Raw genomic sequence first — 24492 nt, forward strand, 5'->3', positions numbered from 1 at the left:
GAGGCGAGGCCGTCGATGGCGATTGCCGCGCGGCGCGGCGGATAATGCGCATGGACGGCGGGCGCCGACACGGCAAGCGGTATCCGCACCCAGAAGGTCGAGCCCTTGCCGAGCTCACTGCGGACTCCGATGGCACCATCCATGGCTTCCGCCAGCCGCTTGCAGATGGCGAGGCCAAGGCCCGTGCTGCCAAACTTCCGCGTGATGGTCTGGTCGGCCTGCGAGAAGGCCTGGAACAGCTGGTCGAGCTTCTTGCGGGGAATGCCGATGCCGCTGTCGGTGACGGCCATGGTGAGATGGCCCGCCTCGTACTGAAGGCTGATCAGGACATGCCCGCGCTCGGTGAACTTCAGCGCATTGTTGACGAGGTTGGACAGGATCTGGTTGAGCCGGACCGGATCGGCCAGCACCATTCCCGGCATGCCGGGCGCCACGCGAGCCGCAAGATCGAGCCCCTTGGAGGACGCCTTTTCCCAGAACAGGCTGGTGACGTCGTCGGCGACGCCGGCGGGATTGACGGGAATGCACTCCAGTTGAAGCTTGCCGGCCTCGATCTTGGAGAGGTCGAGGATGTCGTTGATGATGGTGAGCAGGCTCTGGCCGGATTTCACGATGACTTCCGCATAGCGCTGCAGCCGCTGGTCGAGCCCGGCGCCCGCGAGAAGCTCCGCCATGACCATGAGTCCATTCAAGGGGGTGCGGATTTCGTGGCTCATGGTGGCGAGGAAACTCGACTTCGCCTCGTTGGCGCTTTCTGCCGCATCGCGCGCATGGCGCAGTTCGAGAGTGCGCTGCTCGACGGTCGATTCGAGGTTCTGCCGTTGCTTCTCGAGGGCATCGTCGCGGGAGCTGATCTCCTCGATCATCGCGTTGAAGCTGTCGATCAGCACGCCTGTCTCGCCTCCTGCCTGATGGACGCCGAGGCCCTGATAGCGCCTGGTGGCGCGAATGTCCTGAATGGCCCCGGTCAGCGACAGGATGGGGCCCGTGATGCGCGAGAGCAGGCGCTTCGCGATGGCGAAGCTGACGCCGATGGCGATGACGGCAATGGCAAGGCTGGTGAGGAGTGCGTTGAGAAGCTGCCGGGACAGGTCGGACACATTGGCGATGAGGATGACCTGGCCGATCCGCTGGCCCGACTTGATGATGTCGACGGCCACCGGATAGACGCCGGTCCGGATGGCTTCCATAAGGCCGATGTCGGACTTGAGGGCTTCATTGCTCATGATGGCGGTGCCGCCAAAGGAGGCGAAGGCATTCCCGTCATTGCCGACCACGGCTGCGTAGGTAATGTCCGGCAGCCTGCTGATGGAGCGCAGGACACGAAGCGATTCCTGCTCGTTGCGCTGGGCCACATGATCGGCGAGCGCCGATGCGAAGACATATCCCGTTGCCTCGAGTGCGCGCTTGCGCTGAGCGAAGTCGCTGGTCACGTCGCCATAGGACGAGATGGCCGTCACCAGGGCGACAGCTGTAAAGATTGCGAGGCCGAGCAGCATGCTGATGCGATGGACGATGCTGCGGCCTCGCATTGCAATCTGAGCGGGTCGCTCCAATTCTCTGGTCGGCATGCAGGCTTGCTTAACCACGAATTGTTAAGATTTGGCTGTGAAACCCGAGATCACCAACCCTTAAAGGTTGCAGACTAAGTCTGAATCCGAAAGGTTGGACTGGATGAATTTGACGGCTCCAGAGACGCGCACGCCGGACACACCGCGCCGCAAGGTGCTTGTGGCCGATGACGACGCGATTCTCCGCGAAGTGATGGCCGGGCAGTTCGCGAGTCTCGGCTGGAACGTCGTGACGGCGGAGCATGGCGAGGCGGCGGTCGCCGTGCTGGCCCGCGAGCAGGCCGATCTCGCAGTCGTTGACATCAGCATGCCGAAACTGGATGGCTTCGGGGTGCTCCGGCATGTCCGCCAGAACCCCCGGACCTCGGACCTGCCCGTCATCGTCTGCACCAGCCACAATGACCGTGAAGAGATCGAGCGGGCCTACAGGCTCGGCGCGTCGTCCTTCGTCACCAAGCCTATCAACTGGCCGCAGTTCCTCCATCATGTGCAGTTCGTGATGCGGAATGGCGAGACCGAACGGGCCTTGCGGGCCGCGCAGGCGGAGGCCATGGCCGCCAGCCGCACCAAGAGCGCCATGTTCCAGGTACTCAGCCACGAATTGAAGACGCCGCTGACGGCCCTGATCGGCCTCACGTCGGTGATGGACCGCACGCTGCGCGCCCGGACCGACCTTGGCGTCGCCCAGGAACTGGAGCATGTCATCGACGCGGCGCGGCGGCTCAACGGCATCGTCAGTGACATCATGCTGCTGTCGAAGGCTGTTGCCGGCAATCCGCGCGACCAGTTCTCGATCTGCATCCTGAGCGAAGTTCTGGAAGATGGACTCGCGGGCCTCAAGGCCAAGGCGGCCCGCAAGAAGGTGCAGCTCGTGGTTCGCCCGCCCGAGAACGACGCCCGCTTTCAATGTGACGGGCGGTTGCTGCACCAGGCCCTGTCGAAGCTGGCCGACAATGCGGTGCGCTTTTCACCCGAGGGCGGCACGGTGGAACTCTGGGGCCATGTGCGGCCCAATGGCTCGATCCTGCTGTCGGTCAAGGACACGGGGCCGGGCCTCAGCCAGCAGAAGCTCAAGGAATGCCTGCAGCCCTTCATTCAGGAAAACATGGGATATGCTCGCTCGGCCGATGGCCTGGGGCTTGGACTTCCCATCGCGAAGGCCATCTGCGAAGCCCATGGCGGCGAGCTGGCGATCCAGACGGCGCCCGGACAGGGGCTGCTGGCAGCCATTGTTCTTCCGCCGTCGCTTCTTGTTCCAGGCAAAGACGCCCAACATGCTTGAGTGCGGGTCCCGCATGCTGGCCGCATTGCGCCGGATGACCTCCGTTTGGCCCATCTGGCGCAGGAACATGAAAGGCGGCATTGCCGTGAGCTTCGCGCTGTCGCTTCCCCTGCTGTTCGGCATCTTCGGTATCGTGACCGACTACGCCTTGATGACGCGGGTCCGGAGCGATTTGCAGAGCACTGCCGATGCCGCAGCCCTGGCGGGCGCGCGCGAAATTCCAATGGCCATGTCGAACGTCAAGCAGGTTGCGAGCGCCGTGAGATCCTTCGCGGCCTACCGGCTGGCCGGAAACTCGGCCGCCAGCGTTTCTGATCTCTCCTCACTGAAACTCAGCCTGGAAGTTGCCGTCATCGAGGACTTCTCGGCCGTGAAGGTGACGATCAGCGAGGCATGGTCGCCCTTCTTCATGCATTTCTTCGACGGCAGCGTGACACCCGTCAACGTCACATCGCAGGCGCGCTTCGTCGGGCGCAACAACATCTGCGTCCTCGGCCTTTCCGGCAGCGGCAATGCCGTCTATCTCGACAAGGGCGCGAAGCTGACCGGCAACAATTGCGGTGCGTTCTCGAACTCGACATCGCGCAATGCGCTGCAGATCGCTGGCGGTGCGGTGGTCAAGGCCATGATCCTGTGTTCGGCCGGAGGCATTTCGGTCAGCGCCTCCGCGAATGTCACGCCCGTCCCCATTACAGACTGCCCGCCAGTCGAGGATCCGCTTGCCAGGCGCATCCCGCCGGATCTTGGCGGATGCGACCACTACAAGACCGTCGTCAACAGCCAGGTGCTGACGCTTCAGCCTGGCGTCTATTGCGGCGGCATCTCGCTGCAGGGGAATTCCGAGGTGACCTTCGAGCCGGGCATCTACGAATTGCGCGACGGTGGTCTCTCGGCGTCCGGCCATGCGGCGCTGAAGGGCGAAGGCGTCGGCTTCTATCTCTCGGGCAATGCCTCCCCGATCGTCTTCGGGTCCGGCACCCATGTCTCGCTGACGGCTCCCACCGAGGGTGCGATGGCGGGATTGCTGATCTTCGAAGACCCCCGGATCACGGTCAAGATGAAGCACAGGATCACCAGTGACGACGCCCGCGTGCTGCTCGGCACCATCTATCTGCCCGTGGGTACGCTGCTGGTCGATGCCAAGCAGCCGGTGGCCGACCAGTCTGCCTATACCGCTATCGTGGCGCAGTCGCTGGAACTGAATGGCGGGCCGAACCTCGTGCTCAACGCCAACTACGACATGACCAATGTGCCGGTGCCCGCCGGCATCGCCGGGTCAAGCCAAGTCATCCTCAGCAATTGAGGCCGGTCGGGCTGGATTGTTTTTCCCGATCAGAGAGACTGCTATAATCTATTTTTCCGATCCATGCCGCGCTGGCAAGGTGCAGCGCGACAGCCTCTGAGGGAAGGGAAACAGCATGCAGTCCGAATCCGGCCTGGGCCTTGGAGCGCCCGCGCGCGACCAGCGCTACGACATCCTGTTCGAACCGGTGAGAATCGGGCCGGTGACAGCCAAGAACCGCTTCTACCAGGTGCCTCACTGCAATGGCGGTGGCTACCGTGATCCCTCTGCCGCCGCCGAAATGCGCCGGGTGAAATCCGAAGGCGGCTGGGGCGTCATCTTCACCGAGCAAGTTGAAATCCACCATTCGTCCGAGATCACGCCGTTCATCGAGCTCCGCATCTGGGATGAGGACGACATGCCGGGCCTGACGAAGATGGCTGATGCCATCCATTCCAATGGTGCTCTGGCGGGAATCGAACTCGCCTACAGCGGCGCCAACGGGCCCAACCTCTATACGCGCGAGGTGCCGCTCGCGCCCTCGCACACGCCGATCCTCACCTTCACGTCCGACCCCGTGCAGGCGCGCGCGATGGACAGGGAGGATATTCGAAATCTCAGGCACTGGCACAAGCTGGCGTACAGGCGGGCGAAGCGGGCGGGCTACGATATTCTCTGCCTTTATGGCGCACATGGCTTCGGCGTCATCCAGCATTTCCTCAGCCCACGGACCAATCAGCGTACGGATGAATATGGCGGCTCGCTGGAGAACCGGTCGCGGCTGCTGAAGGAACTGATCTCGGATGCGCGCGACGAGGTGGGCGACACTTGCGCCATCGCGGTGCGGCTGTCGCTGGACGAGCTTGCGGGCGAGCAGGGCTTCTCCAACGCGCAACTGCGCGACATGGTGGCGATGCACGCTGACCTGCCCGACCTGTGGGACTTCGCGCATGGGACCTGGGAGGCCTGTTCCGGCACCTCGCGCTTCAAACCGGAAGGTGCGCAGGAAGACCTGATCCGCGGGCTGAAGCAATTGACGCCACGGCCTGTCGTCGGCGTGGGCCGCTTCACCTCGGCCGACATGATGGTGCGGCAGGTCAAGCAGGGGCTGATGGATTTCATTGGCGCGGCCCGTCCCTCGATTGCCGACCCGTTCCTGCCGAAGAAGATCAACGAAGGCCGCATCGAGGACATCCGCGAGTGCATCGGCTGCAACATCTGCGTGACGGGTGACATGACCATGTCGCTCAGCCGTTGCACGCAGAATTCATCCTTCATGGAAGAGTGGCGCAAGGGCTGGCATCCTGAGCGGATCAAGGCGAAGGCATCGGAGAACAAGGTGCTGGTCGTCGGCGCGGGGCCGGCAGGTCTCTCCGCCGCGCACAAGGCGGGGCTTCGCGGCTACGAAGTGGCGCTGGCGGAAGCAGGCACCGAGCTTGGCGGGCGTGTGACGCGGGAGGCGAAACTCCCCGGCCTCAATGCCTGGGCGCGGGTGCGCGACTACCGGCAGGGCCAGATCCAGAAGATGACCAACGTCAATGTCTACCGGGATTCGGCGCTCACGGCGGATGACATTCTCGGCTTCGGCTTCGAGCATGTGGCAATCGCGACGGGCGCCACATGGCGGCGCGACGGCATCGCACGCTATAATCTGCTGCCGTTCTCCATCGACCCGGCCATGGCCGTCTTCACACCCGATGACCTGATGGCGGGCAAGCGGCCCCAGGGCCATGTCGTCGTCTACGATGATGACCATTACTACATGGCAAGCGTGCTGGCAGAGCTTCTGGTGGCGAACGGCAACACCGTGACCTTTCTCACGCCCTCCACCAAGGTTGCGGAGTGGAGCGTCAACACGCTGGAACAGGGCGCGATCCAGGCGCGGCTGCTCAATCTTGGCGTCAATGTACGGGTGACGCGCGGTTTGGCGGAAGTGAAGGCCGGGGGTGTCACCTGCATCTGCACCTATACGGGGCGCGAAGAGAATTTCGCGTGTGACGCGGTGGTGATGGTGACCGCGCGGCTTCCCGAAGACCAGCTTTTTCTCGACCTCAAGGCGCGGTCAGAGGAGTGGGCCGACCATGGCATCGCGAGTGTGAAAGTCATCGGCGATGCCAATGCGCCGGCGGCCATTGCATGGGCGACCTATGCGGGGCATCGTTATGCCGAAGAACTGGAAGAACCCGATCGCGGCGACGCGCTCCCGTTCCGGCGCGAGGTTGCGGGATTGAAGGACTGACATGAGACAGGTGAACGTTGCCATCACGCAGATGGCTTCTGAAAACGACTGGGCGAAGAACTGCGACAAGGCGGAAGCGCTGACCCGCAAGGCGGCGGCGGACGGCGCACAGCTCGTGCTGCTGCAGGAGCTTTTCGACGGCGACTATTTCTGTATCGAGCAGCATGCCGATTTCTTCAGCCGCGCCACCGAGCTTGACCGGCACCCGACGGTGAAGCGCTTCGCGGCGCTGGCGAAAGAACTTGGCGTGGTGCTGCCGGTGAGCGTGTTCGAGCGCGCCGGCAACACGCAGTACAATACCACCGTCATCGTCGATGCCGACGGCACGAACCTGGGTTTCTACCGCAAGAGCCATATTCCGGATAATCCCGGTTATCAGGAGAAGTTCTATTTCACGCCGGGTGATACGGGCTTCAAGGTGTGGGATACAGGCGTTGGAAAGATCGGGCTCGGCATCTGCTGGGACCAGTGGTTTCCCGAATGTGCGCGCGCCATGGCGCTGATGGGGGCCGAGATCCTGCTCTATCCGACGGCCATCGGATCGGAGCCGACAGCGCCCGAATATGATTCTTCCACGCACTGGCAGAACACCATGCGTGGGCATGCTGCCGCGAACATCATGCCGGTGCTGGCATCGAACCGGGTCGGCACGGAGCATGCGCGGCGCGGATGGTCGGACACGTTCTATGGCCGGTCCTTCATTGCCGATCAGGTGGGCGAGAAGGTTGTGGAAATGAACAGGACCGAGGAAGGATTCCGGACCGCCACGTTCGACCTCGATCAAATCGCCGAGTTCCGCCGGGGATGGGCCGTATTCCGCGACAGGAGGCCCGAACTCTACGGCGCGCTGATGACAACTGACGGCAAGATGCGGAGTGCTGCCGTTCCTAATTGACAATAGGAAAAAGAAAAATATATCTCCAGTTGAATTTCGCAGAAGTTGTGGCAGATTGCAACCACGCTGAACGGGGCCTTCAGCGCAGGTTCATCTTGCCGATGCAATTTTCGCATCCATGCAATTGGAGAGTGACCATGGCCTCGACCCCTACTTCCGGTGACGACGTTATATTCGGGACAACGTCTGGCGATACCATCGATGCGCTTGCTGGCGACGATGCGATCTTCGGAGGTGATGGCAACGATATCCTGCGCGGAGGCGACGGCGCCGACACGCTCTATGGCGGGCTGGGCCTCGATACGTTGAATGGCGGGCGGTTCGGACCCGACACGGCGAGCTACGTCTTTTCGCTGTCCGGCGTCATCGCGAGTCTCGCCTCGGGCTTCGGCTACATGGTGGATTTCGGAGAAGCGGCCGACAAGGACAAGTACTTCAGCATCGAAAATCTCGATGGCGGCCTTGGCAACGATCTCCTCTACGGCAACGAGTACAATAACCGGCTTCGTGGCAACAATGGCGTCGACCAGCTTTTCGGATATGGTGGCAATGACGTCATCGCCGGTGGCAATGGCGGTGACTACCTCACTGGTGAAGACGGCAATGACACCATCTCGGGCGACGCCGGTAACGACAGGATAGATGGCGGCGCGGGCGCCGATTTCCTGAATGGGGGCAGCGGCGAGGACGGTCTGCTGTATGAAACCTCCGATGCCGGAGTGACCGTCGATCTTGCGGCCAGCACCGCGACCGGCGGACATGCTACGGGCGATACAATTAGCGGTTTTGAGAACATGTCCGGGTCCGGGCACGCCGACATCCTGCGTGGCAATAACACCGACAATAACCTGGGCGGTGGCGGCGGTGCCGACCTTCTCGTTGGCCGCGGCGGGAGCGATGAGCTTTACGGCGAAGCCGGTGCCGATGAATTGCGCGGTGGTGCCGGCGTTGACGGTCTCGCCGGGGGCGGCGAGGCCGACGTGATGTCAGGCGGCGGCGATGGTGATTTCTTCACCTACTTCGAGATCACCGACAGTGGCACGGCGGCGGGCGCGCGCGACATCATCACTGATTTCGCGCAGAGCGAGGACATCATCGACATCACCCGGATCGACGCCAGACCCGGAACCATGACCGAGGATGCCTTTGCCTTCATCGGAACCGACAGTTTCTCCACCGGAACGGCTGGCGAAGTCCGCTACTTCTTCAGCGGCGGCAAGACCATCGTCGAACTGCGCGTTGACAGCAGCGGCGGCGCTGACATGCGGATCGAACTGAACGGCATCATCAACCTGACGGACGCCGATTTCATGCTCTAGCGGCAGATTGCGGGAGGGTCTTCAATCCTTCCGCTTAATTGCCGAAGCCGGACCGTGACGAACTCCGAGCAGGCTCGCAGGTGTCCACGGCCGGTACGTGCCTTCAGTCCTCACTGGAGTTGATCATGGCGGATTTTCCAACCTCAGGCGACGACGTCATCTTTGGAACCTCGGCGAACGAGACCATCGAGGCCCTTGCCGGCAACGACACGGTGTTCGGGCTTGGCGGCAATGACAAGTTGTTTGGCGGCGATGGCAACGACCTGCTCAACGGCGGCACCGGCAACAACAACCTCTCGGGGGGTGCCGGGTTCGATACGGCCTACTACGCGCTGTCCATCGTCTCGATGGATGTCAATCTCACGCGCGGCTGGGGTGCGCCCACCGGCCAGGGCGTCGACGACATCGACTTCTACATCAGCATCGAGAACATCGAAGGCGGATCTGCGGATGACTTTCTCACGGGCACCCGCGGACATAATTTCATCGACGGCAATGGCGGCAAAGACGTCATCAAGGGCAGCAGCGGCAACGATTCCCTGAGCGGCGGCGCAGATGATGACTGGCTTTATGGCAGAACCGGCACAGATATCGTCGATGGTGGCAGTGGCAACGACATCGTCTCTGGCGGCAGCGGCGGAGACCTGCTCATCGGTGGCGATGGTGTCGACAGCCTTGACTATAGCGGGAGCCTGCTTGGCGTCGTCGTCGACCTCGCCGCCAACATCGCCTATAGCGGCGACGCCGAGGGCGACACCATCAGCGGTTTCGAGGAAATCACCGGCAGCGACCATGGCGACGACCTGCTCGGCAGCGCGGTCAGAAATTTCATCTGGGCCGGGAACGAGGGCGACGAGATCGAAGGCCGCGGCGGCAATGACGAAATTTATGGCTGGGGCGGCGCGGACAATATCTTTGGCGGCGGCGGCATTGATTTCATCGAAGGGGGTGGCGGAGCCGACAATATGCGCGGGGGCGCCGGCGTCGATGTATTCTCGTACCGGGCTTCTACCGACAGCGGCATCGTCTTTGCAGAGCGCGACGAAATTCTCGACTTCAAGCAGGGCAGTGACCGGATTTCCTTCTTCAGCCTGTTTGACGGCGAAGGTGTGTTCCGTGGCACAGGTGGCTTCCTCGACAACGTGAGCAACCAGGTCCGTTATGTTGCCACTAACAGCAAGACCGTCGTGTTCGTCGATATCGACGGGCTTAACGGGGCCGATATGAAGATCGATTTGACCGGCGTTTTCACGCTGACGGCGGGCGATTTCGATATGTGACTGCCGGTTACCAGGCGCAGCTAGAACCGTGCTTTCAAAGCAATCACGCAATCAGGAGAACGACATGGCGGACACTCCCACGACGGGCAACGATGTGATCGTCGGCACCAGTGCAAGTGAAACCATCAATGCGCTCGCAGGCTCGGACGAGGTCTATGGCATCGGCGGCGACGACACGCTGATCGGCGGGTCTGGAAATGACATTCTGGGCGGCGGCGCCGGCGAGGATATTCTCACGGGCGGCTCCGGACTGGATTCACTGATCGGCGGAACCGGCTTCGATACGGTGTCCTATGCGCAGGAGAGAACCGGCGTCAAAGTCAATCTGGCGCTCGATTGGGGCTACGTCATTGCGCGCGGCATCAGGGCTGACAAGGACAGCCTCACCTCGATCAGTCACATTGTTGGCGGAAACGGCGACGATCATCTCACCGGGAACCGGGGGTCCAATGACATCTATGGCGGCAAAGGCAACAACACCCTCTTCGGCCTCGAAGGCAATGACAGTCTCTATGCCGGAAATGGCACGAACATCATGGATGGCGGCGGCGGCGCGGACAGTATCTTCGACGGATGGGGCAGCAGCACCTTGCGCGGCGGCTCAGGCAACGACGACATCCATGCCTCGATCGGCGACGATATCCTCAACGGCAACAGCGGCGACGACACCCTGTATGGAGGCGAGGAGAACGACACGATTTCAGGCGGCGGTGACCGGGACTTCATCATAGGCGGTACGGAAGCCGATGTTCTGACCGGCGGCGCTGGCAGCGACGCGTTCTTCTATGGGTCCAATCAGGACAGCCTGACCGGCGCGACGGAGCGCGACCTGATCACCGATTTCGAACAAGGCCTGGACCAAATATGGATCGCGTTCGAGGAAGATCCGATGATGGCCTATTCATTCATCGGGTCACAGACATTCACCGAAGGCGTTTCCGACCAGTTCCGCGCCTTTGTGAAGAATGGCCTTACAATCATCCAGTACCGCTCGTCGGACAACGGTGCGGCCGACTTCAGCATTGCGCTGCAAGGCGCCTACACACTCACCGCCCTCGATTTCCACTTCTGAAACGAGCGGGCTCACAACACCGGGCGCTTGCCCTTGCCCGTGTACCAGCTGCCCAGCGCCTTTTCGTAGGCGAGTGCCGCCTTGAAGACGCGGGCATCGTCCCAGGTGCGGCCGACGATCTGGATGCCAGTTGGCACGCCGCTCGCCGCATGGCCTGACGGCACGGAGAGCACCGGGCAATTGTGCAGCATGTTGAACTGGTGCGTCATCACCCAGCCGAATTCCGGATCGACTTTTTTGCCGTTGACGCGGAATTCCGGGTCCCACGGATCATGGTCGGCCCTTACCGAGGGCGCGTTGTTGGTGGGGCAGATGAAGACGTCGTGAGAGGCCAGCACCGGCCCCAGTGTCTGATACATCTTGTGGGTCCGTTCCCACGGCTTGTGGATGTCGTCCATGGTGGAATTGCGCCTAGCCGCTTCCGCGAATTTCAGCGCGTAGTCGGTCATCAAGTCGGCATTGTCCTTCGACTGCCAGATGGTCTGGCGGCCGAAGTTCATCATGTTGTACCAGTGCAGCGCGTCGTGATCGACGGCCTCGGTCCAGCCGAGATCGACCTCTTCGACCCTGGCGCCCAGCCTTTTGAAAACCTCCAGCGCCTGCATCATGTTCTGGCGCACGTCGCTGTCGACGGGCACATAGCCGAAGTCGACCGAGAATGCGATTTTCATGCCCTTGATGGCGGCGGGCTCGGTGGGCAACTTCACTTTCTGGCGGATGGAATCGTGGTCTAATGGGTGAGGGCCCGACGTGATGTTCTGCATGAGTGCCGCATCCGCCACCGTGCGGGTCATGGGCCCACAATGGTTGAAGCGGTCGAAGTTGGATGGTGGGCCATCGGGGTTGCGGCCATGCGGCGGCTTGAAGCCGACGACACCGCAGGCGGATGCGGGAATACGGATCGAGCCGCCGATGTCGGTTCCGGTCGCCAACGTCGTCAAGCCCGCAGCCAGTGCCGCACCCGAACCGCCGGACGAGCCGCCCGGGCCCCAGCCGGTATTCCACGGATTGCGGGTGACGCCCCAGATGCGCGATGCCGTGATGCCAGAAAGGCAGAACTCCGGCGTGGTGGTGCGCGCGAAGATGATTGCCCCGGCCTGCTGCAACCGCTCGATCATCGGATCGGAATGATCGTCCACCGAATCCTTGAAGATGAGCGAGCCGTGGGTGGTGCGCTTGCCGCCCACGCGCTGGGCGTCCTTCACGGCCAGCGGAATGCCGTCGAGCGGTGCCGTCTTCGCGCCCCGCTTCATGTAGCGGGCCTCCGACGCCTTCGCCTGCGCCAGGGCTTCATCGTGGTAGCGATCCGCAAAGCAGTTGATCTTGGGGTTCACTTTCTCCGAACGCGCCACCATCGCCTTCAGGAGTTCCACAGGCGAAAGCTTCTTCGTCCTGAACAGTTTCAGGACCTCTATGGCGGGGAGATAGCAGATATCGTCGTTGCTCATGGACAAGTCCCGCAGTGAGGCGCTAGTGAAGACCACCATTTGAACAGGATCACGGGAGAGAAGTCCATGGCCGGCAGGCTTTCAGGCAAGACCGCAATCGTCACATCCGCAGGCCAGGGCATTGGCCGCGCCTCCGCCATCTGCCTGGCGAAGGAAGGAGCGAAGGTCTGGGCGACCGACATCAATGCCGAAGCCCTGAAGTCGCTGGAGGCCGAACAGGCCGGGATCGAGACCTTCACGCTCGACGTGCTGAAGCAGGATGAGGTCGACGCTGCCGCAAAGCGGGTCGGCACGCCTGACATTCTTTTCAACTGCTCTGGCTACGTCCACGCCGGAACGCTGATGGACACCGATGACAAGGCCTGGGATTTTTCCTTCGACCTCAACGTCAAGGCGCATTTCCGCATGATGAAGACCTTCATGCCGGCCTGGCTGGCGCGCGGCAATGGCACCATCATCAACATGGCTTCCGCTGCGTCGTCGATCAAGGGCGTGCCGAACCGCTTCGTCTATGGCGCCACGAAGGCCGCCGTCATCGGCATGACCAAGGCGCTGGCCGCCGACTATACGTCGAAGGGCATCCGGGTGAACGCCATCTGCCCGGGCACGGTCGACAGTCCGTCGCTGATGGACCGCCTCAAGGCCACCGGCGATTTCGAAGGTGCGAAGAACGCCTTCATCTCGCGCCAGCCCATGGGCCGCATGGCGCGTGCCGACGAAATCGGCATGCTGGTGGTTTATTTGGCAAGCGATGAGGCAGCATTCATCACCGGGCAAACTTTCGTGATCGACGGCGGCTGGTCCATCTGATCCCGCTTGGCAATGCCGCAAATATCGGCATAGGATAGCCTTCGCAACCGCAACACAAGAATATGCGGGGGAGGGGAAACATTTTGGCCGAGAGCCAGTCCGCCATCGAGGCGCGGGGGGTGACGAAAGAATTTGCGGGCGGCGTGACGGCGCTCGACCGCGTATTCGTCACCATTCGCGAGAACGAGTTCTTCACGCTGCTGGGGCCCTCGGGTTGCGGCAAGACCACGTTGCTCCGCCTCATTGCCGGTTTCGAATATCCTACCGAAGGCGAGATTCTTCTTCATGGGCAGGACATCGCGCATCTGCCGCCGGACAAGCGGCCGGTGAACACGGTGTTCCAGCACTATGCCCTGTTTCCCCACATGACGGTGGCGGAAAACGTGGGCTTTGGCCTGCGCATGCTGGGCAAGTCGGCAGCCGAGATCGCCAAGACCGTGAAGGAATCACTCGCTCTCGTGAAGATGGCGGACTATGGCGCGCGCAAACCCTCGCAGCTTTCGGGCGGCCAGCAACAGCGCGTGGCCTTTGCCCGCGCGCTGGCGCCTCACCCCAAAGTGCTGCTGCTCGACGAGCCGCTCTCGGCGCTGGACCTCAAGCTGAGGCAGGCGATGCGGGGCGAATTGAAGACGCTGCAGCGCGAGACCGGCATCACCTTCGTCTTCGTCACGCATGACCAGGAAGAAGCGCTCACCATGTCCGACCGCATCGCGGTGATGTCGGCAGGCAAGGTTCAGCAGATCGGCGCGCCACATGATGTTTACGAAAGCCCGGTCAATCATTTTGTCGCGGACTTCATCGGCGACACCAATTTCGTCGAGGGCCAGATCGAAAAGCTGGCGGGCGATGAATCGATCGTGCGCGTGGGCGAGGGCTTCGCCATCGAGACGCGGCTCAATGGCCCGCACAAGACGGGTGACAAGGTTTCGGTGGCGCTCCGCCCCGAGAAGATCATGCTGAAGATGCCGGGTGCGGCAAGCCTCTCCGGAACGGTGCGCGATGCCGTCTATGTGGGGACGGGAACGACCTATGCCGTGGCGCTGCCGCATGGCGTGACGGTGAACGTGCGCGATCTCAACAGCCTGTCGGGACAGGGGCGCTTTGCCGTGGGCGAGACGGTATCCGTCGATATTCCGGCGGGTGCCGCGCGGATGCTGGCAGACTGATGCAACGCACCGTTACATCGCGCTGGCTCGGCGTCGCTCCGGCATGGTTCGTGATCGGAATCTTCGGCGTGCTGCCGATGTTCATCATGCTCGCCATCTCGTTCATGGTGCAGGACCCCTATGGCGGCGTCGACTGGGGCTACAGCCACGAGGCCTATATCCAGTTCCTGTTCGAGCGCGATCTCGACGATTCGCTGATTCTCAACCCGATCTATATCAACATCGTCATGCGCTCCATCGGACTTGCGGCGATGACGACGGTCCTGTGCCTCATCGTGGGGCTGCCGGTCGCCTATTTCATCGCGCGGCAGCCGGAGGACAAGCGCAACCTCTTCATGCTGCTGATCACCATTCCGTTCTGGACCAACCTGCTGATCCGCACCTATGCGTGGATCCTGATCCTGACGCGGAACGGCGTGGTCGATGCGCGCCTCCAGTGGTTCGGCTTCGAGCCCGGCACATTCGACCTGCTGTATACCAATACCGCGATCTTCATCGGCCTCGTCTATTCCTATCTGCCCTTCATGGTGCTGCCGCTCTATGCCAGCCTCGAGAAGATGGACTTCCGCCTCGTCGAAGCGGCGAGCGATCTCTATGCGTCGAAGTGGCAGGCTGCGCGCCATGTGATCCTTCCGCTTGCCAAGCCCGGAATCGTGGCGGGCTCGCTGCTCGTCTTCATTCCCTCGATCGGCGCCTTCATCGCGCCTGAACTGCTGGGCGGCGGCAAGCGCATGATGCTGGGGAGCCTCATCTACTTCCAGTTCGCCACGGCGCGGAACTGGCCCTTCGGTGCCGCTGTCTCGATCCTGCTCATGGCCTTCGTGATGATTGCGCTGCTGGTCTATGCCCGTGCCTCGAAGGGGCAGGGCCTGCCGGCGGGAGGCCATTGATGCGCCAGCCGGTCGGGCAATATCCGGGCCTCAAGCTGTGGACGGCGCTATTCTTCGTGTTCCTCTATGCGCCGATGGTCGTGCTGGTCGCCTATTCCTTCAACGAGAACAAGCTCGCCATGATCTGGGGCGGGTTTTCGCTCAAGTGGTACGTCAAGATATTCACGGGTGGCGCCATCGGCGAGGCGGCGATGAATTCGCTGTTCGTGGCGGTCATCGCAACCTCGATCGCCGTGGTGATCGCCATCGCTTCGGCACTCGTGCTGGTGCGCGAGGCGAAGTTCAAGGGAGCAGGCGCCTCGAACGCACTGATCTCCATGCCGCTCATCGTACCGGAAATCGTGACGGCGGTGGCGACGCTGATGTTCTTCGTCATGCTGAAGAACCTGACCGGCTTCGATCTCGGGCTTGGCAACATCGTCATTGCGCATACTGTGTTCTGCATACCCTTCGCCTTCATGCCGATCCGCGCGCGGCTGCAGGACATGGACATGGCGGTGGAATATGCCGCGCGCGACCTCTACGCCAGCGCGTGGAACGCATTCCGGTACGTGACGCTGCCGCTGCTGATGCCGGGCGTCATAGCGGGCGCGATGCTGGCATTCGTCATCTCGCTCGACGATTTCATCATCACGCAGATGATCTCGGGGCCGGGCACGACGACGCTTCCAGTCTACATCTATTCGATGATCCGGAACGGCATCACGCCAGAAGTGAATGCCGCCTCCACGATCCTCATCGCCGTTTCAACGGCCCTCGTCACGGTCTACTGGTATGTGTCGCGGCCGAAGAAAGCTTGAACCAGAAACAGGAAGGAAACTTGACATGAAGAGATTGCTGCTTGCCCTCGCCGCCACCACGGCACTTAGCCTGCCGGCCCATGCCGAAGGCGAACTCAACATCTACAACTGGGTCGAATACACGTCTCCCCAGCTGATCGAGAAGTTCACCAAGGAAACCGGCATCAAGGTAACCATCGATACCTATGACACCAACGAGACGCTGCTCGCCAAGCTGAAGGCCGGCGGCACCGGATATGACGTCGTTGTGCCCAGCCAGCACTTCGTCGAGATCATGGCGAAGGAAGGCCTCCTCATGGAGACGGGCGTCGGCCAGATGTCCACCTACGCCAATGTCGACAAGCGCTGGCAGAAGCCCACGTGGGACCCGGAAGCCAAGTATTGCGCGCCCTGGCAGTGGGGCACGGCGTCCATCGCCTACCGCAAGGATCTCTATGGCAAGGAAATGACGTCGCTGAAGGAGTTCTTCGAGCCGGAAGAGGCACTGAAGGGCAAGGTGCAGGTCTTCAAGTCGCCGGACGAAGTCTACAACATGGCGAACATCTACCTGAACAAGCCGTTCTGCTCCGAGAACGCCGAGGATGCGAAGGCGGTGCAGACACTCTTCGAGGGACAGAAGCCCGCGGTCGTCACCTACAACTCCGAAAACCAGAACGACAACCTGGCCAATGGCACAGCCATCATGGCCAACAACTGGAACGGCTTCTCGATGCGCGCCCGCATGGATTCGAAGACCGACATCGTCTATGCCTATCCCATGGAAGGCGTTGTCGGCTGGCTCGATTCGGCCTGCGTGCCGGTGGGCTCGAAGAACCCCGAGAACGCCAAGAAGTTCCTCGAGTTCATCATGAAGCCCGAGAACATCGCGCTGCAGACCAACTATGCGCGGTATTCGAACGCCATCGTCGGGTCGGAAGCCTTCATGGACAAGGACCTTGTGGAAGCCGCGGAACTGAAGGTGCCGGAGTCGGTACCAGTCAAGTTCGGCCAGGCCTGTTCTCCCGCAGCGCAGAAGCTCATCGATCGCGTCTGGACGAAGCTTCTTCAATAGTACACCGAACGGCAAAGAGGCCCGGAGTAATCCGGGCCTTCACTGTCCTAAAGTCAGCCATCCGGGCTAATCGAACCCATTGGCAAGCAGCCGGTTCTCGGCATAGGATGTTGCCAGCAACCGCCGGACTTCAAGAAGCGCGGGGAGGAGATATCTTGGCAGCAGGCCAGTCCGCCATCGAGGCGAGAGGCGTTACGAAATTATTCCAGGGTGCAGGCCAGGATGCGGTGAAAGCACTGGACAATGTATCGGTCACCATCCGCGAGAACGAGTTCTTCACGCTGCTAGGACCATCAGGCTGCGGCAAGACCACGCTCCTCCGGCTGATCGCCGGCTTTGATTTTCCAACAGATGGCGAGATCCTGCTGTACGGCCAGGACATCGCGCCGCTTCCGCCCTTCAAGCGGCCGGTCAACACCGTCTTCCAGAACTATGCGCTGTTTCCCCACATGACAGTGGGTCAGAACATCGGCTTCGGCCTCGAGATGCTGGGCAAGCCCAAGGCGGAGATCGAGGCGCGGGTGAACCAGATGCTGAAGCTGGTCCGCATGGAGGAACTCAAGAACCGCAAGACCAGCCAGATTTCCGGCGGACAACAGCAACGCGTGGCGCTGGCCCGCGCGCTGGCACCCGCGCCCAAGGTCCTGCTTCTCGACGAGCCCCTGTCAGCCCTTGACTTCAAGCTGCGCAAGGACATGCAGATCGAGCTGAAGCGGCTGCAGAGCGAGACGGGCATCACCTTCATCTTCGTCACGCACGACCAGGAAGAAGCGCTCACCATGTCGGACCGCCTCGCGGTCATGTCGAAGGGCAAGATCCTGCAGATTGGAAGCCCGCGCGACATTTACGACAGGCCGTCCGAACGCTTCGTGGCCAATTTCATCGGAGACACGAATTTCCTCGAAGGCGATGTGCAGGCCGTGAACGGTGCGGAAGCGCAGGTGAAGCTGGCAAGCGGTGCCGTCATCGCCGCCGGACTTCCCGAAGGTGTCAAGCCATCGGGCCGGGTCACTGTTGTCGTGCGGCCGGAGCATGCGGACCTCGTGAAGCCCGGAGATGCCGCTGACCTAAGTGGCAAGCTCGAAACGGTCGTCTATTTCGGCACCGACACGCATTACCATCTGAACATCGACGGTGGCGTTCCCTTCATCGTCCGCCAGCAGAATTCCAAGGGTGCGGGAACCGGCTTCTCGGCTGGCGATGCCGTGGGGGTGAAGCTCGAAGCGCACGCGGCGCAGGTCTTGAGGGACTGATCATGGCGAGCGCGCAAGAAACCGCCGTGGAGATGGAACGCAACGAAGCCCGCACGCGCTGGTTCCTGCTGTCGCCGTCGCTCATCATCCTGACCGTTGCCTCGATCGGCCCGCTCTTCATCATGCTGGCCTATTCCTTCCTGCTGAAAAACCCCTATGGCGGCGTGCAGCCTGCATTCTCGCTCGATGGCTGGTCATCGGTGTTCCTCGAACGCGACATCTTCGACGATACGCTCACGGTTGCCGACGCGCATGTCTCGATCTTCTGGCGATCGGCGACGCTGTCGCTCTACACCACCATCCTGTGCCTCATCTTCGGTTTCCCCACGGCCTATTTCATTGCCACGCGCGGGGAGAAGTGGCGCGATGTGTGGCTGTTCCTCATCACCATTCCGTTCTGGACCAACCTGCTGATCCGCACCTTTGCCATCCAGGAGGTGATCCGCAACGAGGGTATCGTAAACTCGCTGCTGATGTGGCTCGGCGTCATCGACCAGCCGCTGCAGATCATGTTCACCGATTTCTCCATCATGCTGGGCATGGTCTATGTTTATCTGCCGCTGATGGTGCTGCCGCTCTATGCGAGCCTCGAGAAGCTCGACTTCCGGCTCGTCGAGGCGGGCTATGATCTTTATGCCACCCGCTTCCGCGTATTGCGGCGGATCATCATCCCGCTGGTGAAGCCCGGCATCATCGCGGGTTCCATTCTCGTCTTCATTCCATCGCTCGGCGCCTATGTCACGCCACGCGTGCTGGGCGGCGGCAAGAACCTGATGATCGGCAACCTGATCGAATTGCAGTTCGGGCAGGGCCGCAACTGGCCGCTCGGCGCCGCGCTGTCGATCACGCTGATGGTGATCGTCATGCTGGCGCTGATCGTCTATGTGCGGCAGGCGGCGAAAGCGGGTGCGCGTCATGGCTAGCACCTTCTCCGTCCGCCGGCAGACCGGCTTCACCACGATCGCGCTTTTCGTCTTCGTGGTGCTCTACGTGCCGATCGTGACGCTTGCCGTCTATTCCTTCAATGCCGGCGTCAACATCGCCATCTGGGAAGGCTTCTCGCTGCGCTGGTACGAGAAGGCCTTCAGCAATACCGACGTTCAGTCCGCGGCCTTGCGGTCGCTGCAGATCGCGAGCGTCGCCGCCATCCTTGCGACCATCTTCGCCACCATGGCGGCATTGGCCACCACGCGGACGAGGCCCTATCGCGGCCTCACCACCGCTTATGCCTTCATCAACATTCCGCTGATGGTGCCGGAGATCGTCACCGGTATCGCGCTCCTGATCTTCTTCGCATCGATCAAGGTGGCGACAGGCTATACCGGCATTGCCTACCTGATGGCGGCGCACACGGCCTTCTGCATTCCCTTCGCCTACATGCCGATCCGTGCCCGGCTCGAGAGCATGGACCTGACGCTGGAAACGGCGGCGGCCGATCTCTATGCCACGCCGTGGATGGCCTTCCGGCGGGTGACGCTGCCGCTGCTGTGGCCCGGCATCGTCGGCGGACTCATGCTCGCCTTCGTCATCTCGCTCGATGATGTGGTCATCACCGAACTCGTCAAGTCTGCTGGACAGGAGACGCTGCCCACCTACATGCTGGGCCAGCTCCGCCGCATCGTCACGCCAGAGATGAACGCCATATCCACGGTGTTCCTCGGCCTTTCCATCATCGTCGTCACACTGTTCTTCTTCTTGACTCGGAAGAAGGACTAGTTCGCATGTGCTTGAGTCAGAAAACAGGGAGAAACAACATGAAACTCGGATTTGCCGGCCTTCTCGCAGGCGCCGCGATGCTGCTGTCGAGCACGGCTGCACTCGCGGAAGGTGAACTCAACATCTTCAACTGGGGCAACTACACCAACCCCGACCTCATCAAGAAGTTCGAGGAGCAGTACAAGGTCAAGGTGACGATCACCGACTACGACTCGAACGACACGGCGCTGGCCAAGATCAAGGCCGGTGGTCACGGCTTCGATATCGTGGTGCCGAGCGCCAGCTATGTTCCGATCTTCGTCGGCGAAGGCCTGCTGCTTGAATCGCGGCCCGACCAGATGGAAAATTTCAAGCACATGGACCCGGCGTGGGTGGACGTGAGCTGGGATCCGGGCCGCCACTATACGGTTCCGTGGCAGTGGGGCACCACGGGCGTGGTCGTCAATACCAAGTACTACAAGGGTGACGTCAACACGGCGGCGATCTTCATGGACCCGCCGAAGGAGCTCGAAGGCAAGATCAACGTCGTGCCGGAAATGCAGGACGTGATGTCGATCGCCATCCCCTACATGGGCGGCAAGCCCTGCACCACCGATCTCGAAGTGCTGAAGAAGGTGCGCGACAAGCTGCTTGAGGCAAAGCCGAAGTGGCTCGGCCTCGACTATGGCAACATCGAGAAGTTCGCCAAGGAAGACATGTGGGCGGGCGTCAACTGGAACGGCTCCACCTTCCGCATGCGGCTTGCCAACTCCAATATCGTCTATGGCTACCCGAAGGACGGCTATCCGATCTGGATGGACTCGGTCGCCGTGCTGAAGGACGCAAAGAACGTCGAGAACGCCAAGCTGTTCCAGAACTTCATCATGCTGCCTGAAAACGCTGGGCTCATCTCGGCCTTCGCGCGCTATGCCAACGGCATCAAGGGCTCGGAAGCCTTCATGCCGGCCGACATGAAGGACGCGCCGGAAATCGTCATTCCGGAGCAGTTCAAGGCGGCAGGCACGTTCAATATCTGCCCGCCCGAAGCCAACGAGATCTACACCAAGATCTGGACCGAGCTCCTGAAGTAAGCATCACCCACCCGGCCCCGGCGGACCAACCGCCGGGGCTTTTTTTCTTGAAGGGAACGCATGTCCTCCTACCGCAATTCCGATCCGCGCCTGCCCATCATGCAGGGCTCGCCGCCAGCACTCGTTCCGCCGAAGATGGATTGGGACCGCCCGCCGTGGAACCGCTGGGCTTTCCAGAACGTGCGGCAGTTCCTGCCGACGGCAGAGGTGTGGCGCGGATGGAACGGCATTCGCATCCTGCCGCGTGACGACCGCGACCTCGACGGGATCGAAGTGGCCTCCGCCCACGGCGGCGCCACGACGCTTGCAGGCCTGCTGGACGAGACCTACACCGATGGTTTCATCGTCATCCGCAACGGCGCCATCGTCTTCGAGCGTTATTACAACGGCATGGAAGGCCGCACGCTGCATCTCTCGCAGTCGGTTGCGAAGTCGGTGACGGGCTCGGCCGCGGGCGCGCTTGTCGGCAAGGGGTTGCTCGACGTCAATGCGCGGATCACGGACTATCTTCCTGAACTGAATGACACCGCCTATCGCGGCGCAACGCTGCAGCATGTGCTGGACATGACGAGCGGCGTGCGGTTCGACGAGACTTATACCGACCCCTATTCCGACATCGGCAAGTCCGACGTCGCCTCTGGCTGGAAGCCCATCCCGCCCGAAAGCGACCCGACCTTCCGCTGGCCGCGCCACATGTTCGAACTGATCCTCGGGCTGGAAACGTTAGAGCGCCGCCACGGCGATCTGTTCGCCTATCGCTCGATCGAGACGGACGTGCTCGCCTTCTGCATGGAACGCGCCGCCGGAAAACGGCTTCCGCAGATCGTGGCGGATGAAATCTGGGGCCCGATGGGGGCCGAGGAAAATGCGAGCTTCACTGTCGATGCCGCGGGCTATGCCCTGGCGGACGGTGGCTTCAATGCGTGCTTGCGAGACTATGCGCGGCTCGGGCTGCTCTATCTGGAACACGGCGCGGGCATCATGCCTGCGTCATGGGTGGAGGCCACCCGCAACGGCAACCACGCGATCTTTGGCGCGCCCTACAACACGTCGTTGCCGCACGGCGCTTACAAAAACAAGTGGTGGATCGAGGACCCGCAGTCGCGCGCCATCTATGCGCGCGGCGTGTTCGGGCAGATGATCTACGTGAACTGGGATTACAACATGGTGGCGGTGAAGCTTTCGAGCTGGCCGGACTTCCTCAACACTCAGTTCAACATCGTAACACAAGCGGCCCTTCACACCATCGCGGGACATCTCTGATGAGCGTCACCGATCTCTGCTACATGCCGGCTTCCGAGGCGCTCCGCCTGTTCAAGGCAAAGAAGCTCTCGCCTGTCGAACTGATGGAAGCGACCATCCGCCGGGCCGAGGCCACGAAAAAGAAGATCAACTGCCTCACCTACACGCATTTCGACGAGGCGCTGGACCTCGCAAAGAAGGCGGAAGCGAAATATGCGAAGGGCAAGAAGACCGGCGCGCTCGAAGGCCTCCCCATCGGGATCAAGGACGAGAGCTTCATCAAGGGCAAACCCACGTCGGGCGGCTCCCTGATCTACAAGGACTATGTGGGCGAGCATACGTCTCCCATGAACGAGCGCATCCTGAAGGAAGGCGGTATCGTGCATGCCCGCACGGCGACGCCGGAATTTTCCTGCGCGGGCTACACATGGTCGAGGTTGTGGGGTGTCACGCACAATCCGTGGAACCCGAAGTTCACGCCGGGCGGTTCTTCGGGTGGCACCGCTGCTTCGCTAGCATCCGGCACGTCGGCAATTGCCACGGGCTCCGACATCGGTGGATCAATCCGCATTCCGGCATCGGCCTGCGGGCTCGTCGGCTACAAGCCGCCCTATGGGCGCAACCCGGATGACCCGCCGTTCAATCTCGATTTCTACTGTCACACGGGCCCCCTCGCGCGGAACGTCGAAGACGCGATCATCCTGCAGAATGTGATGTCAGGGCCGAGCCCGCTCGACATTTCCACGCTGCGGCCCAAGCTCACGCTGCCCACAAAGTATAAGTCCATCAAGGGCTGGAAGATCGCCTTCTCGATGGACTTGGGCTTCTATCGCGTCGACAAGGACGTGCAGAAGAACACGCTGGCTGCGCTTGACGTGTTCCGCTCGCTCGGTGCGAAGGTGCACGAGGTCGATCTTGGCTGGACGGAAGAAGTGCTCGACGCATCCATGAACTATCTCGATCATCTCTTCGGCGCCGCCGTCTCGCGGGTTCTGAAAGAGCATGGCTCGAAGATGACGACCTATGCGCGGGCCTTTGCGAAGAAGGGGCAGAAGTCGAAGGCGACCGACTTCCTCGCCGCACTCGACATGGCCAACAAGATGTATTCGACGCTGGGGCCGATCCTGGAACAGTACAACGTGCTCATTTGTCCGACGACAGCACTTCCCGCCGTTGCCGCCGATTTCGACCAGTCGAAGGACAGCGTGAAGATCAACGGCAAGACGATCTCGAACCCGTTTCTCGGCTGGGCCATGACGACACCCTTCAATGCCATGAGCCGCTGCCCGGTTCTCTCCGTCCCTTCGGGCCGCGCGAAGAACGGCGTGCCCACCGGCATCCAGATCGTTGGCCGCACCTATTCGGATGCCGACGTGTTCCAGGCCGCCATGGCTTATGAGACAGCGCAAGGGCAGTGGTTCCGCGATGCCGGCACGAGGCCGAAGCTGTGATGCTGGAAGAGGCCATCGCGAAACATGAATTGCGGCGCGGCGGCGCTCCGCCCGCCCGTGCCAAGGGCGTGGTGCTGCTGATCCATGGCCGGGGTGCGACGGCCGAGAGCATGCTGCCTCTGGCAGATGTCATCGCCATGCCTGACCTGTGCTATGTGGCGCCGCAAGCTGAGGGCTACACCTGGTATCCGCAGAGTTTCATGGCGCCCACGGCCAGCAATGAGCCTTACCTTTCGGCGGCGCTTGCGCGGATCGCCGCGATCATTGCGGACATTCTCGATGCCGGTATGGCGCCGGAGAAGCTCTCCATCATCGGCTTCAGCCAAGGCGCCTGCCTAGCCTCCGAGACGGTGCTGCGCAATCCGAAGGCCTATGGCTTCATCGGCGTGCTGAGCGGCGGCGCCATTGGCCCGCCCGGTACGTCGCGTGACTATGCGGGATCGCTCGACGGCGCGAAGGTCTTCCTCGGCTGCTCCGACCACGACCCGCATATTCCGCTGACACGCGTGAAGGAGACCTCGGGACTCTTCATGAAGATGGGTGCTCACGTGACGGAGCGCATCTACAAGGGTTCTTCGCATGGCATCAATGATGACGAGATCGGGCATGTGCGCGCGGGTCTTGCGCCCCTGACGGCCTGAGCTGGAACCGATCC

21 protein-coding genes are annotated in these 24492 nt (G+C 61.8%); 19 read left to right on the plus strand and 2 right to left on the minus strand.

Annotation, left to right across the window (positions count from 1 at the left end):
• The coding region (locus tag ACEW8Q_RS21025; RefSeq protein WP_373506026.1) for an ATP-binding protein at positions 1-1532 on the minus strand (1532 nt) is incomplete at its 3' end.
• A 142-nt stretch (positions 1533-1674) separates the two neighbouring features.
• Here ACEW8Q_RS21025 and ACEW8Q_RS21030 point away from each other — a divergent pair.
• The 7 genes from ACEW8Q_RS21030 (at position 1675) to ACEW8Q_RS21060 (ending at position 10940) form a co-directional block, all read left to right on the plus strand.
• The gene (locus tag ACEW8Q_RS21030; protein ID WP_373506027.1) at positions 1675-2853 is read left to right on the plus strand and encodes a response regulator; all 1179 of its coding nucleotides are present in this window, start codon (positions 1675-1677) and stop codon (positions 2851-2853) included.
• 67 nt (positions 2854-2920) lie between these two features.
• Positions 2921-4156 carry a TadE/TadG family type IV pilus assembly protein gene (locus ACEW8Q_RS21035; RefSeq protein WP_373506028.1) on the plus strand — a complete coding sequence of 412 codons (1236 nt, stop codon included), beginning with the start codon at positions 2921-2923 and terminating at the stop codon, positions 4154-4156.
• Positions 4157-4271: 115 nt separating this feature from the next.
• Positions 4272-6374, plus strand: coding sequence for an FAD-dependent oxidoreductase (locus ACEW8Q_RS21040; protein ID WP_373506029.1), 2103 nt, complete (start codon positions 4272-4274; stop codon positions 6372-6374).
• A gap of 1 nt (position 6375) precedes the next feature.
• Positions 6376-7269, plus strand: a complete 894-nt coding sequence (gene aguB, locus ACEW8Q_RS21045) for an N-carbamoylputrescine amidase (RefSeq protein ID WP_373506030.1) — start codon at positions 6376-6378, stop codon at positions 7267-7269.
• 137 nt (positions 7270-7406) lie between these two features.
• Positions 7407-8588: a calcium-binding protein gene (locus ACEW8Q_RS21050; protein WP_373506031.1), complete on the plus strand. Its 1182-nt coding sequence runs from the start codon at positions 7407-7409 to the stop codon at positions 8586-8588.
• A gap of 125 nt (positions 8589-8713) precedes the next feature.
• Entirely contained in the window at positions 8714-9868 is a 1155-nt protein-coding gene (locus ACEW8Q_RS21055) for a calcium-binding protein (RefSeq protein WP_373506032.1), read from the plus strand.
• 64 nt (positions 9869-9932) lie between these two features.
• A complete protein-coding gene (locus ACEW8Q_RS21060) occupies positions 9933-10940 on the plus strand; it encodes a calcium-binding protein (RefSeq protein WP_373506033.1) in 1008 nt (335 codons plus the stop codon).
• An 11-nt stretch (positions 10941-10951) separates the two neighbouring features.
• On the opposite strand, the gene ACEW8Q_RS21065 is transcribed toward ACEW8Q_RS21060, so the two are convergent.
• Positions 10952-12388: an amidase gene (locus ACEW8Q_RS21065; protein ID WP_373506034.1), complete on the minus strand. Its 1437-nt coding sequence runs from the start codon at positions 12386-12388 to the stop codon at positions 10952-10954.
• Positions 12389-12454: 66 nt separating this feature from the next.
• Between ACEW8Q_RS21065 and ACEW8Q_RS21070 the strand changes: the two genes are divergently transcribed.
• From ACEW8Q_RS21070 to ACEW8Q_RS21125, 12 genes are all read left to right on the plus strand, one after another.
• On the plus strand, positions 12455-13198 hold the full coding sequence (locus ACEW8Q_RS21070; RefSeq protein WP_373506035.1) for an SDR family oxidoreductase: 744 nt from the start codon (positions 12455-12457) through the stop codon (positions 13196-13198).
• A gap of 83 nt (positions 13199-13281) precedes the next feature.
• Positions 13282-14364 carry an ABC transporter ATP-binding protein gene (locus ACEW8Q_RS21075; RefSeq protein WP_373506036.1) on the plus strand — a complete coding sequence of 361 codons (1083 nt, stop codon included), beginning with the start codon at positions 13282-13284 and terminating at the stop codon, positions 14362-14364.
• Positions 14364-15254: an ABC transporter permease gene (locus tag ACEW8Q_RS21080; protein ID WP_373506037.1), complete on the plus strand. Its 891-nt coding sequence runs from the start codon at positions 14364-14366 to the stop codon at positions 15252-15254. The genes ACEW8Q_RS21075 and ACEW8Q_RS21080 overlap by 1 nt, the downstream gene beginning before the upstream one ends.
• Complete coding sequence (locus tag ACEW8Q_RS21085) at positions 15254-16054, plus strand: ABC transporter permease (RefSeq protein WP_373506038.1); 801 nt, start codon at positions 15254-15256, stop codon at positions 16052-16054. Before ACEW8Q_RS21080 ends, ACEW8Q_RS21085 begins: the two co-directional genes overlap by 1 nt.
• A gap of 25 nt (positions 16055-16079) precedes the next feature.
• Positions 16080-17105, plus strand: a complete 1026-nt coding sequence (locus ACEW8Q_RS21090; protein WP_373506039.1) for an extracellular solute-binding protein — start codon at positions 16080-16082, stop codon at positions 17103-17105.
• A gap of 155 nt (positions 17106-17260) precedes the next feature.
• Positions 17261-18358 carry an ABC transporter ATP-binding protein gene (locus tag ACEW8Q_RS21095; RefSeq protein WP_373506040.1) on the plus strand — a complete coding sequence of 366 codons (1098 nt, stop codon included), beginning with the start codon at positions 17261-17263 and terminating at the stop codon, positions 18356-18358.
• A gap of 2 nt (positions 18359-18360) precedes the next feature.
• Positions 18361-19281 (plus strand): ABC transporter permease, encoded by a 921-nt coding sequence (locus ACEW8Q_RS21100; protein ID WP_373506041.1) that lies wholly within the window; start codon positions 18361-18363, stop codon positions 19279-19281.
• Entirely contained in the window at positions 19274-20074 is an 801-nt protein-coding gene (locus ACEW8Q_RS21105; RefSeq protein ID WP_373506042.1) for an ABC transporter permease, read from the plus strand. The genes ACEW8Q_RS21100 and ACEW8Q_RS21105 overlap by 8 nt, the downstream gene beginning before the upstream one ends.
• Before the next feature lie 38 nt (positions 20075-20112).
• Positions 20113-21144 (plus strand): extracellular solute-binding protein, encoded by a 1032-nt coding sequence (locus ACEW8Q_RS21110; RefSeq protein ID WP_373506043.1) that lies wholly within the window; start codon positions 20113-20115, stop codon positions 21142-21144.
• A gap of 60 nt (positions 21145-21204) precedes the next feature.
• A complete protein-coding gene (locus ACEW8Q_RS21115; protein WP_373506044.1) occupies positions 21205-22407 on the plus strand; it encodes a serine hydrolase domain-containing protein in 1203 nt (400 codons plus the stop codon).
• A complete protein-coding gene (locus ACEW8Q_RS21120; protein WP_373506045.1) occupies positions 22407-23837 on the plus strand; it encodes an amidase in 1431 nt (476 codons plus the stop codon). The genes ACEW8Q_RS21115 and ACEW8Q_RS21120 overlap by 1 nt, the downstream gene beginning before the upstream one ends.
• Positions 23837-24478, plus strand: coding sequence for an alpha/beta hydrolase (locus ACEW8Q_RS21125; RefSeq protein WP_373506046.1), 642 nt, complete (start codon positions 23837-23839; stop codon positions 24476-24478). The genes ACEW8Q_RS21120 and ACEW8Q_RS21125 overlap by 1 nt, the downstream gene beginning before the upstream one ends.
• The last annotated feature ends 14 nt before the right edge of the window (positions 24479-24492 follow it).

It is taken from the genome of Aestuariivirga sp. (assembly GCF_041738905.1).
GTDB lineage: Bacteria > Pseudomonadota > Alphaproteobacteria > Rhizobiales > Aestuariivirgaceae > Aestuariivirga.